Raw genomic sequence first — 14,574 nt, forward strand, 5'->3', positions numbered from 1 at the left:
GGCAGTGTCGGTGTCATGCGTTGGCGAAGCTGGAAGACGACCGCCGCGATCTGCGCGTGGGGCATGTTGCTCGGCGGATGCGCGCACGACGCCTCCGGTTCATCGGCGCGCACCACGACGCCGCGAATAAGCGACGAACCGACGACGAACCCGCCGCACTTCATGGCCGATGACCGCGTCGTCGTCATCGACCCCGGCCACAATGGCGGCAATGCCGACCAGCCCGGCGAGATCAACCGTCAGGTGCCGGACGGTCGCGGAAAAACCAAGGCCTGCAACACAACCGGCACATCCGGCACTGATGGCTATACCGAGCACGAATTCACCTGGGACGTCTCCACTCGGGTCCGGGATTCCCTGGCCGCGCGGGGCATTCGCGTCGTGCTGACCCGCGACGACGATGCGGGCGTCGGCCCCTGCGTCGATGAACGTGCCGCTATCGGAAACCGCAGTGGCGCAGCGGCTGTCGTCTCGATCCATGCCGATGGCGCGGCTGCGGGCGCGCACGGCTTCCACGTCGCCTACTCGTCGCCGCCACTGAACCCGGCGCAGGGTGAGCCTTCGCAGCGACTGGCGACGACGCTGCGCGACACCATGCTCGGGTCCGGCTTCGTCCCGTCGACCTATGTCGGCTCCGATGGCATGAATCCGCGTGCGGATCTGGCGGGTCTCAACCTTTCCGAACGCCCGGCCGCGCTCGTGGAATGCGGAAATATGCGCGATCCTGGCGACGCCGCGCTGATCGAATCGCCGGATGGGCGGGCGAGGTACGCCGAAGCCATCGCCGATGCGATCGTCACATTCCTCGGGTGACCGGGATCACTATTCGTTAGCTGTGCACCACTATCGCCATTGAGTTAACGGCGTTACGCTAACGCTGTTACCTGAGAGTAGTCGAACTAGGGGAGTCGCTCATGCTGGTACGGATCGCCCATCTGGCCACCAGGCATCCGAAGACGATCCTGCTCGCCGCCGCACTGCTGGCCGTACTCTGCGGTGTATTCGGTGCCACGGCGACCTCGCATATGAAGACCGCTGGTTTCACTCCGGGCGACGCCGAATCCACGCAGGTTACCAAGTTGATCGCGGATAACTTCGGCGGCGCGGAACCGAACCTCATCCTGCTGGTGCGCGACGAATCCGGCGCGGACAGTCCGGCCGCCAAGGCCGCGGGTGCGAAGTTGACCGACACCCTGCGCTCGCGCGGTGATGTGATCGGCATCCAGTCCTATTGGAACGCGCCGCAAACACTGTCGTCGGTATTGCGCAGCAAAGACGGTAAGAGCGCATTGGTGCTCGGATATATCACCGGCGAGGAGTCCGTGGCCCAGCGGACCGCCGGTGCTATCGCCGACGAAGTCACTGGCACCAAGGACGGCGTCAGCATCTATCAGGGCGGCCTCAGCTCCATCTACCACGACTCGAACGAGCAGATCACCCATGATCTCGCGGTCGCCGAGAGCGTGGCTATCCCGCTGTCGTTCATCGTGTTGATCCTGGTGTTCGGCAGCTTGGTCGCGGCCTTCCTGCCGCTGGCCGTCGGGATCTTCGCGATCTTGACGACGCTGGCGATCCTGCGCACCCTCACGGTCTTCACCGATGTGTCGATTTACGCGCTGAATTTGACCACGGCATTGGGTCTTGCGCTCGCGATCGACTACAGCCTGTTCATTGTCAGCCGCTACCGCGAAGAACTCGGCAATGGTCTCGATATCGAGGCGGCCGTGGTGCGCGCGGTGCAGACGGCGGGACGCACAGTGCTGTATTCGGCGCTGACCGTCGCCTTGTCGGTGGCCGCGTTGGGCGTCTTCAATCTGTACTTCCTCAAATCCTTCGCCTACGCGGGCGTTGCGGTGGTCGCCGCGGCCGCCGCCGCATCGATCCTGATCCTGCCCGCGGTGCTGATGCTGCTGGGGCATCGGGTCAACGCATTGGATCTGCGAAAGCCATTGGCGCGCTTGCTCGGCCGTGCCGTGCACGTTGAGCGCGCTCCGGAGCAGAACTTCTGGTACCGCACGGTGCAGTGGGTTATGCGCCACGCCGCACCGGTCGCCATCGCGATCATCGTGCTGATGCTGGCGATCGGGTCCCCGTTCCTCGGCGTGAAATTCGGCTATCCGGATGACCGCGTCCTCAATGCGGGGGCCTCCGCCACCAGCCGCACGGTCGGCGACGCACTGCGCTCCGACTTCCAATCCAACGCCGCGACCAATGCCACCGTGGTGCTCGACGACTACCACGGAAATCCGGCCGCCATCGGCGACTACGCCGCCGCGCTGTCGAAGGTGGACGGCGTGTCCGGAGTGCTGTCGGGTGCCGGTCTATATAGCCGCGGCTTGAAGGTCGCGCTCGGATCGCCGCAGATGACGAATGACACCGGCGCATTCCTCACTGTCGCGACGACGGTCGATCCGTTCACCGCCGCGGGTAAGACGCAGCTGGACCGGCTGCGCGACGTCCCGAGCCCGGGACCGGCGCTCTTCGGCGGCAGCGCCGCGATCAATCGCGACTCCCTCGACGCACTGGGGGCGCGACTCCCGCTGGCCGGCGCGCTGATCGCCCTCGCCGCCTTCGTGGTGCTGTTCCTGTTCACCGGCAGTGTGCTGCTGCCGCTGAAAGCCCTTGCCCTCAATACGCTTTCGTTGACCGCAGCGTTCGGCGCAATGGTCTGGATCTTCCAGAACGGGCATTTGTCCAGCGTTTTCGGCAATGAAGCGACCGGATATCTCGTCCCGACCATGCCGATCCTGATGTTCTGTCTCGCCTTCGGAATGTCCATGGACTATGAGGTATTCCTGCTCTCGCGCATTCGCGAGGAGTGGCTGGCCTCGGGGCGCACCGCTGCGGACAACGCTCGCGCGGTCGCGCTGGGCGTCGCGCGCACCGGCCGGATCTTCACCGCGGCCGCACTTTTGATGGCTATCGTGATGGCAGCCATGGTCACCTCGAAGGTATCGTTCATCCAGATGACGGGCCTGGGGCTGACTTTGACGGTGCTCGCGGACGCTACGCTGATCCGCGGCCTGCTCGCGCCCGCACTCATGCGGCTGCTCGGCACCGCGAACTGGTGGGCCCCCGTGCCGCTCGCCAAGCTGCACACCAAGATCGGTTTGAGCGAGGGCGAAACATTGCTGGGCGCAAACGAATCCGATAAACACCAACTAGCCGGACGACCGTGAATTTTACTCCGAGGCAGCGTTCGGCACGTGGCTCCGGTGCGGAACTACGTGCCGAAATCCTCGATGCCACAAGGAAATTACTGGCTCGTAGCGGGCATGTAGACGCGGTGTCGATCCGGCAGATCGCCAAGATCGTCGGCGTCACCCCACCGTCCATATACCGCCATTTCGCGGACAAAGATCAGCTGATCGAGTCGGTGGTGGCCCAAGTATTCGAGGATCTGAACGCGGAAATGCTGGCCGCATCCGATCCGAACGAGTCGCCGATGGAGCGTTTGCGTCAACAGGGCCTGGCGTATGTCCGGTTCGCCAGGGAGCATCCCGAGCAGTACCGCCTGGCCATGACGCCCGGCGAGACGGCGGGCGCGGTCGACCAAGTGCTGACCAGCAGCGCCTTCGCCCACTTCGCGGCGACAATCACCGAGTGCATGAACCTCGGTGTGATCGCTCCCGGCGACCCGGTGCCGGTCGTCTTGGAGCTGTGGACGAGCGCGCACGGCATCGCCTCGCTGCTGATCGCGAAACCCTATTTGCCCTGGGGTGATGTGGAGGCCTTCACCGATCGGGTAATGCGCTCGATCTGTGTCGGTCGGGTTGTCATCGATAGCGTGCTCGGTGTGGACGTGTCCGCCGATGCCCTCGCCGAGTGGGCGGTGCAGAACCGTCGGGTGTCCTGAGCCGCGCTGAGGGCCGCGAAGGCGAGGGTCGCGGCTACCGTTCGCACCGCATGGGCGAGCTGCCAGCGGTCGCGGACGGTTGCCCAGTCATCGGGCGCCACGGTGACGAGCCAGTCGCGTTGGTCGGCATTGATCGGCAGGTTGACGATGACTGTCAGGATCAGCACGCCCGCGAGCAGGGCGAACGCAATGATCGGGAGCCAGCGGACCGGACTGCGGGCGCGGACGCGGATCGCGATGATGAAGGCGGTCGCGATCAGAGCGGGTAGCAGGGTGGCGCTGGCGAGGACGTCGAGCCATTCCAGTTCGATCTGCCGGACCTGGGTATAGACGGCAGCGCTGGCGTCACGCATTGATAGTTCGAGGACGAGGACGGCGATAAGGAATCCGGCGAAGACACCGCTGAAAATCTGGGCCGCGAATTGGGCGATTGCGCGCATGGTTCGCACTCAATTCCGGAAGGCGGCAGCGTGCTCGGCGGCCCACTCAGCGAAATTTCTTGTGCTGCCGAGGATTTTCTCGACATCATTGGTGACGGGTGCGGGCTGGCCGACGCCGTCGGCGTAGCGCGTCAGCAGGGAGTCGACGAAATCCTCCGGAAAGCCGCGCGCCACCATGCCTTGCCGCACCACGGCGGCGGGAACTTCTTCATAGCGCAGCGGCCTACCGATGACCTCGCCAATGATCCGAACCATATCGGCATGCGTAAGCGATTGGGGCCCAGTCAGTTCCACTCGTCGGCTCAGCAGATCATCGGTCAGGAGGGCATGCGCCGCGACCGCCGCGATATCGCGCTCGTGCAGCGGACTTTCGGCGAATTCGGCGAAGGGCCCGCGCACCACATCGCCCGCGCGAATCTGGGCATCCCAGCCGCTCTGCACGACATTGCTGGCAAAGCTGCTGGCGCGCAGGCTCACCCACTCCAGACCGCTATCCGCTACTGCCTGCTCGGCTTCCTTGTTCCGGTCGCCACGGAAGCGGGACGGCTGTGCGGCGAGCGGGTCGTCGATATTGATGGCGGAGAGGGCGACCAGCCTGCGCACGCCACGCTTACCGGCCAGTTCCGCGAAGTCGAAGGCGGCATCGCCCACGGCCCGTGGGTGCAGGAATGCCGCGGCCACACCGTCGAGAGCATCGGCAACAGTGTCCGGCCAGGCCGGATCACCGGCCACCACCTCGACCCCGGCGGGCAGTGTGGCACTTTCGGGGGACCGGGTGACGGCTCGTACCTGAACGCCTTGTGTGGCAAGCAGTTCGACGAGTGGACGGCCGACGGTTCCAGTAGCTCCGGTGACAAGGATCATGACACTCCCATCTCTCTGAGAATCATATTGTACGACTTTCATATTACATTAGCTGGAGCGTCATTGAGATATGGCTTCCGTAACATTGGAGTGCGCACCCGTCGACGAGGTGGGCGCGGAGCGTCCGGTCGCGCGCATCAGCCGCAGGGTGCGCCGGGAGTGCCCTACGTTGTACCCTACATTCTATGAAGACCAAAACTAGCGTGTATCTCGAAGCGGAGCAGGCTGCACGCCTCAAGCAGGCCGCCGAGGAGTCTGGACGATCGGAAGCCGACCTGATCCGGGAGGGAATCGCCCTCGTGTTGCTCCGCGCGCACCAGGTTCGCCGCAGTCGGCCATGGCCGTCGTTCGACTCCGGTGATCCGAACTTCGCCGCCGACAGTGCAGAACTTCTCGGCGAGGCATACGGGAAGTGAGCTTCTTCATCGCTGACACCTCGGCCATCATCGCCGCCTACGATCGTGCCGCCGAGTTGCACACCCGCGCGCGAGATTTCCTGGCTACCTCGGTGGCCGTCGTGTCGCCGCTGGTGCTCGACGAGATCGATCATTTGCTGATCGCGAGGTTTGGCAAGGATCGTCGTATCGCCGATCTCGTCCTCGACGACCTGCTCACCTCGGCCGAGGAGGGCGCGGTACTCGTTCCGGCGGTCGACCGTGATGATCTTCGAGTGGCGCAGAAGATCATCGAACAGTATCGCGGGCTTCGCCTGGACCTGGCCGACGCTGTCACTGTGGTACTCGCCGAGCGTTACCTTACAAATGACCTCCTTACGTTGGACGAGAAGGACTTTCGCGCTCTCAGGCCACTCACCCCCGCCCACCCGTCGTTTCGGCTACTTCTGCAGGATGAATGAATTTCCGGTCGGGCATACCTCCTGCAACATCCGCGTACGACCCATGATTACGGTGCCATCGAACCTGTTGCGAGAAATCTTTCAGGGGTGACAGCAGACGGCCCCGTTGCGACGCTTGGGCTCGTCGCACGGGGCCGTTGTGGTGCTCGAATTCTGCCTAGCTCAGACGGGATTGAACTCTTCGTTGGTGACGCCTGCTGTGAACGCATCCCATTCGCCCGGGGCGAAGATCAGTGCTGGGCCGGTTGGGTTCTTCGAGTCACGAATGCCGACGCTGCCTCCATCGAGCCATGCCACCTCGACACAGTCGGTCTGGCCGCCGCTGTGGCTGCTCTTGAACCAATTCGCTTTGGATAGTTCGGTATTCACGCTCTGTAACTCCTTGCTGCCCGCCTGAGCAGTTCTCGCGTTTGCGTCTCATCCAGTGCTGTACTCCGTATGGCCGAAGCAATGTCATGGTAGCGGCGGAAGTCATCGGTGTGTTCCAGGTACAAGTCCGGCTTCCCGTTCCCTTCGAGATAGACCAACGGGGGTTCCACTGTGTGGCCCTTGGCGTCTGTGCCGAAGTCGAGGAGCACGAACGGACCATGTAGCACACCCAACGCGCATCCGCCGACGTACGGATGTATACGGATCGAGACGTTCGGCAGCTTGCCGATCTCGGCCAAATGATTCAGCTGTGCGGCCATCACCTTCGGCCCGCCGACAACGCGGTGCAGCGCCGATTCATGCAGCAGCAGTTCGAGTTTCACCGGATCGGCTTTGCGGGTGACGATAGTTTGCCGCTTCAACCGCAACTCGACCCGGCGTTCGATGTCTTCCGGATCGCTGTCACGGTAGAACGCGCTGATCAGCGCCCGCGCATAGTCAGCGGTCTGGACGAGCCCGAGCACGATCTCGTGGTACGCGATCAGTTGACGTGCGGCAGCCGCGAGTTCGACGTACATGTTGAACGTCGCATCGCTGTAGAGCCCGCCGAATGCGGTGTACCACGAGGTGACCCGTGCTTGTTTGGCGAGTTCGACGGCGCGGTCGATGTCGGCCGGTTTGACCTCGTACAGTTCGCACAGCGCTTGAATGTCGCGGATACGGGACTTCTTGACACCGCCGGTCTCGAGGCGATGCAGGGCGGTCTTACTCAGTTCCACCAGGTGAGAGGCTCGTTCGAGCGATAGCCCGGTGCCTTCGCGCGCCTCGCGCAGGAAACGTCCCAGTTGTCGCCTGGGCAGGGTCGAGGGTTCATCGTCGCTGGTCATGGTGTTTGCATCCTTTGCAGAAGCGGAACGAAACGAAACCCGAACGCGGGAGGGACTTTACGTGGGCGGTGGACCTCTTCTTGGTGATTCGGGCCAATTGGGTCCGGAACTTCCGGAAGCGCGTATTTCACTCGAAGTTCGTGGTGTGCTTGGCCCCGACGTTCGGATGACACCGCAGGTCGGCTCCACGAGAACAGCGCCAATCTACTGGAGCCACAACAACTTCAGCTATCCGGCTGCGCGGCTCGGATCACGTGCCCGCGCGCGATGGCGGTTGTTGTCGCCGGACGTAGATACCGACCACCGACCACGTTCCGGGGGAACTATGACACATACGCAATCCACCAGCGACAAACCAAAAGCCATCGGGTTCGTCCGCGATGACGTGTCCGGTCCGGATGCGCCACGCCACGCCACCGATGTTCGGCGGCATGCGGATACGCGCGGCTACCAGTACGTCTACACGGCTCGGCCACCGGACGATATCGATGATCCGATCGGGTATGCGCTCAGGCTGGCGGCCGGTCTCGAGGTCGAGGTGATCGTTGTCTTCGACCTCGAGCATGTCGGCTGTCGACCGTCCTTGATCTGCGACGCGGGGTTTGATTTGGAAACCGTTTGCCCGCAAGGCATCTGGATGCGCTCCGGTATGTCCGGGCCCAGCGTCGAACAGGAAGTGGAGTGATGACCGACGACACCATCCTCATCACACCCACCATCTGCGGCCGCGCCGAGGTCGAGTTGGCGCACCAGCAGATGCGGCAACACCGCGCGTGCCGGATCGAGCGGTGCGCGTGGAAGTGGGCGGCCTTCTACACACTCGTGCGGCACGGTCGGATCACGCCGCAGGCGTTGAGCCCGCGCGAGCGCGCCCACCGGCGCGGCATCGCTTTCCCGGCCGAGACCATCGAGTATTGCCTGCCCATCGGCACGCCCGGACTCCACACGTTCCAGCAGGTGCTCGACGGGCTCACGCAACTAGCGGTACCAGCGACCCGATCGGACCAGGGATGGCGGGCGGTGACCGACCATGGGCACGTGGCAGGTGGTGCATAGCGTGCTCGCGGTCATCGGGGGCGGTGCGTTCGCGATGGTCGGGGTTGCTTGCGTGTGGCCGGTCGACCGACCGCGACGCCACCGGCCCGCCGCGGGTCGCTGCCGTCTACGTCCGATCGAATGGCCGAAGGCATGGACGTGCGGCCCGCCCGATCACCCGTTCACCCTGGCCGACGCCCATCTCGCGATGCAACTGCACCGCGACCACGATTGCGCCCGCAAGCACGCCGCGTTCGACGCGCTGGTAGCGGCCGGTCGTATCCACCCCGATTCCGCACGCCGTCACAGACTGTGGGGGAGACCGTGGTGAACGCACCGCATCCGGATTCGATTGCTACGTGAGCGCGTTTCCTCGAGCCCATGCCCGATATCGACTGGTCGGTGACGATCAGCCGCCGTGCGGGGCAACTCTTGGACATCGACGGTGAGCGCGTCTACAGCGGCAACCTCGAACGGATCGATGTCATAGCAGCGTCGAAATACCCTGGCAGACAAGTGTGTTCACGCCGCGTGAGTCGTCGATCGGTAGGCTGCCCGCTGGCGCGAAGTAGCGTTCACGAGAACGTCTTGTGTGGAACTCCTACGGTCAGCCCGCCATCGATGACGAATTCGGCACCGGTCGAATAGGACGATTCGTCGCTGGCCAGGTAGGTCACCAGCGCGGACACTTCGGATGGATCGGCGGCGCGCCCGAGCGGGATCTGCAGGAAATCCTCCGGAATACCCTCGGTCATCGGCGTCCGGATCATTCCGGGATGGATCGAATTCACCCGAATTCCATACTGCGCCAACTCGAGTGCGGTCGATTTGGTGAGTCCGCGCACCGCGAATTTGGTGGCGGTGTACCCGTGCAGGCCGGGGCTGCCGCGCATGCCCTCGACCGAGGAAATATTGATGACCGAACCGCCGCCCGCCTCGATCATTGCGGGCGTGGCGGCCTGCATGCCGAGGAAGGTCCCGGTCAAATTGATATCGATGATCTTGCGCCACTCGGCCAATTCGAAGTCGACGAGCAGATTGCCATTGACGATCCCGGCATTGTTCACCAAAACATTCAGCGACCCGAAGCACTGCACGGCCTCGGCGACCGCATCCTGCCACTGCTGCTTTTCGCGTACATCGAGATGGACATAGGCGGCATTGTCGCCGATCTCCTTGGCCAGTGCCGCGCCCTCCTCGTCGAGGATGTCGCCGAGCAGCACCCGTGCATCCTCTGCCACCAGCGCCCGCGCGTGGGCGGCGCCCATACCCCGCGCACCGCCACTGATCAGTGCCACCTTGCCGGTCAACCGCCCCATCGCGGCCTCCTCTCGATCCCCGTGAACTTACTGAAACACGTTACAGAGGATTGTCGCTCCGCTCTTGGTTCGGTATCGACCAACGGGACTGCGCACTACTGTGCGATCTCTCGTGTCCGCCGGTTCCCGCATCCGTGGCCGCGCTCGGATCGTGAGCGTCGACGAGGTTCCCGGCGGCCTGCAGGTCGTCGTCCACGCGACCATCGAACGCGAGGGTGGTGATAAGCCCGCCTGCATCGCCGAATGCGTCGTCCGCGCCCTCGCCCGAACGGGCCTCTATGGCATCATCGATGTAGAACGTGTTCTAGTAAGACCGCGAGGAGGCCGACGATGACGAATTCGAATCCCGCGGCGGTGGCCATGCGCCGGTTCTCGCGGCGTTCCGGGGTGCCCGATATCGCCGAGGTGCCCGGTGGACGGCTCGTCGAGCTGCCGGGGCGCGGGCGCACCTACGTCGTCGATATCACCGGCCCCGAGGGTGCACCGACCCTGATCCTGCTGCACGCCACCGCCTGCACGGGCTACTTGACCTGGTTCCCGGCGCTCGAGGCGCTGGCCGAGCATTACCGGGTGATCCTCTTCGATCAGCGCTGGCACGGCCGCGGCATCCGCTCGAAGCGGTTCTCGGTGCAGGACTGTGCCGACGACGTCGTCGCGGTGGCGGACGCGATCGGCATCGAGCGTGCGATCCTGGCCGGATACTCCCTGGGCGGTGTCGTGGCATTGCTTGCCGCACAACGGCATTCGGATCGGGTGAGCGGCCTGGTGCTGTGCGCGACGCCGTATCGGTTCCAGGAAAAGTTGCGCGAGCGCGCATTTCATCTGGCCTTCGGCGCGGTGGCAGGAGCCATCGGCCCGTATGCGTACCGTCGTGCGGCGGAGTATGTGGGTCGGCTACCCGAATTGCCGGAGTGCACGTGGACCCCGGGAAAGCTGAATCGCTGGGCGCTCACCGAATTTCGCAGCAGTAGCGGTTGGGCCATGGCGCAGGTCATCGCCGAGGTCGGCCGATTCGATGCCACCGCTTGGCTTTCCACGCTGCGCATGCCGACCGCCGTCGTGATCACCACGCGTGACCGTGCGATTCCGGTCTATCGGCAACTGGAGATGGCGACCATGATTCCCGGTGCCAGCATTCATCTGGTCAAGGCCGGTCACGCATCCTGCGTGCTCGAGGCCGACCGCTTCGTACCGGTACTGCTCGAGGCCTGCGCCGCCGTTGTCGCAAGACTGAAGGAAACTTCGAATGCGGCCCTGTTCGGCGGCGATGGCGAACAGGGCAGCGGCGGGCATTAGCCCAGATCGCGTGCCGCGGCGAGCAATTCATCGACAACGTCGGGAACCGCATCAGCGATCACCTGCAGATCGGGCACCAGTTCCCGGCAGGCGATGAACCCGAAGTCCAGATCACCGTTATTCGACAGCGCGGTGACGGTCAGTCCCGCGCCGTGGAACACCGGCCCGAACGGATACATGGCCTCGACCTGAAGGCCGAGGAAATACAATGGCATCGGGGGGCCCGGCACATTCGACACCACCAGGTTGTGCACCACCGGATGAAGTTCGGCCAGTTTCAGCGACGAGTAGACGCGCGCGGCCAACTGAAAGGTGTTCGGCGGAGCGTACTTCGACCAGTCCATCAGGAAATCCGCCCCGACGAATTCGTGTTCCTGTTTGGCGTCGCGGTTGGCCTCGGCGACCTGTCGCAGGCGTTCCACCGGCTCGGCGATATCGGTGCCGAGCTGGCAGAACAGCGAGGAGACCTTATTGATGCCCGCGGTGTGCCGGGAAGCGTCGTGCACTGACACCGGCACCGAGGCGATCAGGGATTTGTCGGGCAGCTCGTCGTGCTTGTCCAGGTAGGTGCGCAGGACGCCCGCCACGATGGTCAAGACGACATCGTTGATTTTCACATCGAAGGCGGTCTTGATTTCCTTGATCGCGGCGAGCTCGGTCTCGGCACAGGCCACCACGCGATCCGGGCTGATCGCGCCGTTGAACGGGGTTCGTGGTGCGGTCAACGGTAAGGCCATGCCCGCCTGGCTGTTTCGACGTCGCTGCGCGAAACCAGCGACCATGCCAAGGGTTTTCGGCACCATGCCGAACAGGCCCAGTTTATTCGGCAGGTTGAGCACCGCCGCGGCGGCCAGCTTCAAGTCGCTGGGCTGGGGTTCGGCGTGCCACTCCTCGGCCGGTTCGGTCTTGCTGAGCCCCGGCTCCAGATCGCACAGATGCATCATCATGTTGGCGCCGGTGATGCCGTCCACGGCGGCATGGTGGTACTTGCAGATCACCGCCATTTTCCCGTCCGACAAGTGCTCCACCACGCTCATCTCCCACAGCGGACGGCTGCGATCCATCGGCACGCTGGCGATCTCGCCGACCAAGTCCGCGAGTTCCCGACGTTCCAACGGGCGCGGCGTTTCGATGCGCCGGATGTGATGGTCCAAATCGAAATTCGGGTCTTCCACCCAGACCGGATGGTCGAGATTGAACGGCACCTCATGGATCCGCCGCCGCATCTGCGGGATCAGCCGCAGCCTGCGGCCGAGTTCTGCTTTGAATTTTTCGAAGGTGTACTGCGCGCCCCCTGCGGTGGGATCCAGGATCAGCAGTGCACAGACGTGCAGGTGCTGGGTCTCGGTCTCGAGATACAGGAAGCTGGCATCCAGTCCGGTTAGTCGTTCCATAGCCAAAGCCTACTAGAACGTGTTCTAGTTTACTGCCTGATCGCGGGGATCTCGGTCACAGTGGAGCGTTCTATCGTCAGGGGGCTTTCCGCCGGCGTTCGCGCTGGTCGAGCATGTGTGTAACCGAGGGTTTCATATATGTGTATGATTATTGCTACGGCGATGAAGGAAGGTACGCAATGTCGCGGTCTTTTTCGGGCTGAGGCGCGGCGGTGAGATCAAGGAGTACCGATGAAGCTACTTCGCAGGGCACAGCGGCGGGTCGATGTCGATCCCGGCGAGATCGCCCTCAACGCGCGCAATGTGCGGTTCGACTGGGCGGACACTCCCTTGCATTGGATGCCCGCGGAACCCATCGCCTCGCATCTGATCAATGCGTTGAACCTGTTGCTGCCCGAGGGCGAGCGGATGTTCTGCGCCGCGTATTCCGAGGCGCTGCCCTATGTGAAGGACGAGAAACTGCGCGAGGCCATGCTCGGTTTCATCGGTCAGGAATCCATGCACGCCGAGACCCACGACAAGGTGCTGCACGAGGTACTCGCCGCCAACGGCATAGATCCGGAACCTTATGTGCGGCAGGCGGAATACCTTTTCCGCAAGTCGCTCGGGCCCAAGAATGTCGATGGCGTCGCGCAGCGCCAGGTCATGGTCGAGCGATTGGTAATCATCGCCTGCCTGGAGCATTTCTTCGCCTACCTCGGCGATTGGGTGCTCAATGCCGATCTGGAAAAGTTCGGCGCCGACCCCCGCGTGGCGGACCTGTTCCGCTGGCACGGTGCCGAGGAGGTCGAGCACCGGCACGTCGCCCACGATGTGGCTGTCTACTTCGGCGCGGGCTATGTGCGACGGGCGGCGATCATGACGATCGTCTTCCCGATTTTCCTCACGCTGGTGGTGCGCGGCACCAAATTCATGGTGCACCAGGATCCCGCGCTGCCCGACCTCGGTTATCCGCGCCTGATCACTCGGGTTTTCGGCGCAATGTGGCGCGGTGCGCTGCCCGGTGTGCCCTCGCTGCTGTGGAGTGCGCTGACGACATTCAAGCCCGGCTACAATCCGGAATCCGTCGGTTCGACCGCGCAGGCGGTGGCGTATCTGGCCAAATCCCCTGCGGCCCAGGCGGTTGCGTCTTGAACTGGAGACCGATGCCCGAGCAGCGGCCAGCCGATCTGTTCGGTAAGTGCGACGAGGATCGGGCCGTACGGGTGCTCGATGCGGTCGCCTCGGCGCGGCTGCGGTGGACCACGATCATCAACCGCCGCGATCTGTCACCGCCCGCCGATGATCACCGGCTGACGCTCGTTGTGACCGGTCGACGCATCGAGGCGCAGGACCAGGATGTGGTGAGCCTGCGGCTGGAATCGCCGGATGCGCGCGCACTTCCTGCGTGGCGACCGGGTGCGCATCTCGATCTGGAGTTGCCTTCGGGTCGGTTGCGGCAGTACTCGCTGTGTGGTGATCCGGCCGATACCCGGGCGTATCGGATCGCGGTACGCCGGATTCCAGCGGGCGGCGGCGGTTCGGTGGAAGTGCACGACGAGCTGCCGGTCGGATCGCGCATTGTGGTTCGCGGTCCGCGCAATGCGTTTCCGTTCGCGGTACCCGGTCACGGATCACCCGCTGCGCGTGTGCATTTCATCGCGGGTGGGATCGGGGTTACGCCGATTCTGCCGATGGCGCGATTGGCGATGCGGCTCGGCATCGACTGGTCGATGGTATACACCGGGCGTAACCGGGACACGATTCCGTTTCTCGACGAGATCGCGGGATTCGGCGCTCGGGTCACCGTGCGCGCGGATGACGAACACGGAGTGCCCAACGCCGCAACACTGCTCGCAGGGGTCACCTCCAATACTGCTGTGTACTGCTGCGGCCCGGTTCCGATGACCACCGCCGTCGCTGCGGCCGTGCGCGAAATGCCCGGCGTCGAACTGCATTCCGAGCGGTTTTCGCCGCCGCCGATCGTCGATGGTGTGCCATTCGAGATCGAATTCGCCTCCACCGGTGAAGTTGTCGAGGTGCCCGCGGCTGAATCGGCGCTACAGGCGATTCTGCGGAGCCGCCCGGATCGACCGTATTCATGTCGCCAGGGTTTCTGCCGGACCTGCAAAGTGCGGGTGCTCTCCGGTGAACCCGAGCATCGCGAGAGCGTGCTCACCGCCGCCGATCACGAGGCGGGGGAGATGCTCGTCTGCGTCTCGCGTTCGCGGGGTGGGCGATTGGTATTGGACCTGTGAGTAGGAACCCCGAGGAGTTAC

General features: G+C 63.9%; 17 protein-coding genes and 1 pseudogene. 11 read left to right on the forward strand and 7 right to left on the reverse strand.

What is annotated here, in order from left to right; all coding sequences use genetic code 11:
• Positions 1–15 precede the first annotated feature (15 nt).
• The 3 genes from ACQP2U_RS10175 to ACQP2U_RS10185 all read left to right on the forward strand — a co-directional run bounded on the left by ACQP2U_RS10175 (position 16) and on the right by ACQP2U_RS10185 (position 3,856).
• Positions 16–813, forward strand: coding sequence for an N-acetylmuramoyl-L-alanine amidase (locus tag ACQP2U_RS10175; RefSeq protein WP_433714438.1), 798 nt, complete (start codon positions 16–18; stop codon positions 811–813).
• A gap of 101 nt (positions 814–914) precedes the next feature.
• Complete coding sequence (locus ACQP2U_RS10180; protein WP_433714439.1) at positions 915–3,179, forward strand: MMPL family transporter; 2,265 nt, start codon at positions 915–917, stop codon at positions 3,177–3,179.
• Positions 3,176–3,856, forward strand: coding sequence for a TetR/AcrR family transcriptional regulator (locus tag ACQP2U_RS10185; RefSeq protein WP_433714440.1), 681 nt, complete (start codon positions 3,176–3,178; stop codon positions 3,854–3,856). Before ACQP2U_RS10180 ends, ACQP2U_RS10185 begins: the two co-directional genes overlap by 4 nt.
• Positions 3,857–3,882: 26 nt before the next feature.
• Here the strand turns inward: ACQP2U_RS10185 and ACQP2U_RS10190 are convergent.
• Together ACQP2U_RS10190 and ACQP2U_RS10195 are read right to left on the reverse strand one after the other, a co-directional pair.
• Positions 3,883–4,296: pseudogene (locus ACQP2U_RS10190) on the reverse strand (anthrone oxygenase family protein); the annotation flags it as partial.
• A 9-nt stretch (positions 4,297–4,305) separates the two neighbouring features.
• On the reverse strand, positions 4,306–5,160 hold the full coding sequence (locus ACQP2U_RS10195) for an NAD(P)H-binding protein (RefSeq protein WP_433714441.1): 855 nt from the start codon (positions 5,158–5,160) through the stop codon (positions 4,306–4,308).
• Positions 5,161–5,345: 185 nt separating this feature from the next.
• Between ACQP2U_RS10195 and ACQP2U_RS10200 the strand changes: the two genes are divergently transcribed.
• The gene (locus ACQP2U_RS10200; RefSeq protein WP_433714442.1) at positions 5,346–5,576 is read left to right on the forward strand and encodes a ribbon-helix-helix domain-containing protein; all 231 of its coding nucleotides are present in this window, start codon (positions 5,346–5,348) and stop codon (positions 5,574–5,576) included.
• The gene (locus tag ACQP2U_RS10205; RefSeq protein WP_433714443.1) at positions 5,573–6,016 is read left to right on the forward strand and encodes a PIN domain-containing protein; all 444 of its coding nucleotides are present in this window, start codon (positions 5,573–5,575) and stop codon (positions 6,014–6,016) included. Before ACQP2U_RS10200 ends, ACQP2U_RS10205 begins: the two co-directional genes overlap by 4 nt.
• A 162-nt stretch (positions 6,017–6,178) precedes the next feature.
• Here the strand turns inward: ACQP2U_RS10205 and ACQP2U_RS10210 are convergent, their stop codons facing one another.
• Entirely contained in the window at positions 6,179–6,385 is a 207-nt protein-coding gene (locus ACQP2U_RS10210; protein ID WP_433714444.1) for a DUF397 domain-containing protein, read from the reverse strand.
• Positions 6,382–7,272, reverse strand: a complete 891-nt coding sequence (locus ACQP2U_RS10215) for a helix-turn-helix domain-containing protein (RefSeq protein ID WP_433714445.1) — start codon at positions 7,270–7,272, stop codon at positions 6,382–6,384. Before ACQP2U_RS10215 ends, ACQP2U_RS10210 begins: the two co-directional genes overlap by 4 nt.
• 325 nt (positions 7,273–7,597) lie before the next feature.
• On the opposite strand from ACQP2U_RS10215, the gene ACQP2U_RS10220 reads away from it, so the two are divergent.
• Positions 7,598–7,957 carry a hypothetical protein gene (locus tag ACQP2U_RS10220; protein WP_397032985.1) on the forward strand — a complete coding sequence of 120 codons (360 nt, stop codon included), beginning with the start codon at positions 7,598–7,600 and terminating at the stop codon, positions 7,955–7,957.
• Positions 7,957–8,328: a hypothetical protein gene (locus tag ACQP2U_RS10225; RefSeq protein ID WP_433714446.1), complete on the forward strand. Its 372-nt coding sequence runs from the start codon at positions 7,957–7,959 to the stop codon at positions 8,326–8,328. The genes ACQP2U_RS10220 and ACQP2U_RS10225 overlap by 1 nt, the downstream gene beginning before the upstream one ends.
• Positions 8,329–8,434: 106 nt before the next feature.
• On the opposite strand, the gene ACQP2U_RS10230 is transcribed toward ACQP2U_RS10225, so the two are convergent.
• Both ACQP2U_RS10230 and ACQP2U_RS10235 read right to left on the reverse strand, forming a co-directional pair.
• A complete protein-coding gene (locus ACQP2U_RS10230) occupies positions 8,435–8,593 on the reverse strand; it encodes a hypothetical protein (RefSeq protein WP_433714447.1) in 159 nt (52 codons plus the stop codon).
• 289 nt (positions 8,594–8,882) lie between these two features.
• The gene (locus ACQP2U_RS10235; protein WP_433714448.1) at positions 8,883–9,626 is read right to left on the reverse strand and encodes a glucose 1-dehydrogenase; all 744 of its coding nucleotides are present in this window, start codon (positions 9,624–9,626) and stop codon (positions 8,883–8,885) included.
• A 112-nt stretch (positions 9,627–9,738) separates the two neighbouring features.
• Here ACQP2U_RS10235 and ACQP2U_RS10240 point away from each other — a divergent pair, with 112 nt between their 5' ends.
• Positions 9,739–9,960 (forward strand): hypothetical protein, encoded by a 222-nt coding sequence (locus ACQP2U_RS10240; RefSeq protein WP_433714449.1) that lies wholly within the window; start codon positions 9,739–9,741, stop codon positions 9,958–9,960.
• Positions 9,957–10,922 (forward strand): alpha/beta fold hydrolase, encoded by a 966-nt coding sequence (locus ACQP2U_RS10245; RefSeq protein WP_433714450.1) that lies wholly within the window; start codon positions 9,957–9,959, stop codon positions 10,920–10,922. The genes ACQP2U_RS10240 and ACQP2U_RS10245 overlap by 4 nt, the downstream gene beginning before the upstream one ends.
• Here ACQP2U_RS10245 and ACQP2U_RS10250 read toward each other — a convergent pair.
• A complete protein-coding gene (locus ACQP2U_RS10250) occupies positions 10,919–12,316 on the reverse strand; it encodes a WS/DGAT/MGAT family O-acyltransferase (protein ID WP_433714451.1) in 1,398 nt (465 codons plus the stop codon). The two genes, ACQP2U_RS10245 and ACQP2U_RS10250, sit on opposite strands and share 4 nt — an antisense overlap.
• Before the next feature lie 231 nt (positions 12,317–12,547).
• Between ACQP2U_RS10250 and ACQP2U_RS10255 the strand changes: the two genes are divergently transcribed.
• Positions 12,548–13,450: a metal-dependent hydrolase gene (locus ACQP2U_RS10255; protein ID WP_433714452.1), complete on the forward strand. Its 903-nt coding sequence runs from the start codon at positions 12,548–12,550 to the stop codon at positions 13,448–13,450.
• Positions 13,451–13,461: 11 nt separating this feature from the next.
• Positions 13,462–14,553 (forward strand): PDR/VanB family oxidoreductase, encoded by a 1,092-nt coding sequence (locus ACQP2U_RS10260; RefSeq protein ID WP_433714453.1) that lies wholly within the window; start codon positions 13,462–13,464, stop codon positions 14,551–14,553.
• Positions 14,554–14,574 lie beyond the last annotated feature (21 nt).

Origin of the sequence: Nocardia sp. CA-084685, from assembly GCF_050955785.1 — a bacterium.
Lineage (GTDB): Bacteria > Actinomycetota > Actinomycetes > Mycobacteriales > Mycobacteriaceae > Nocardia.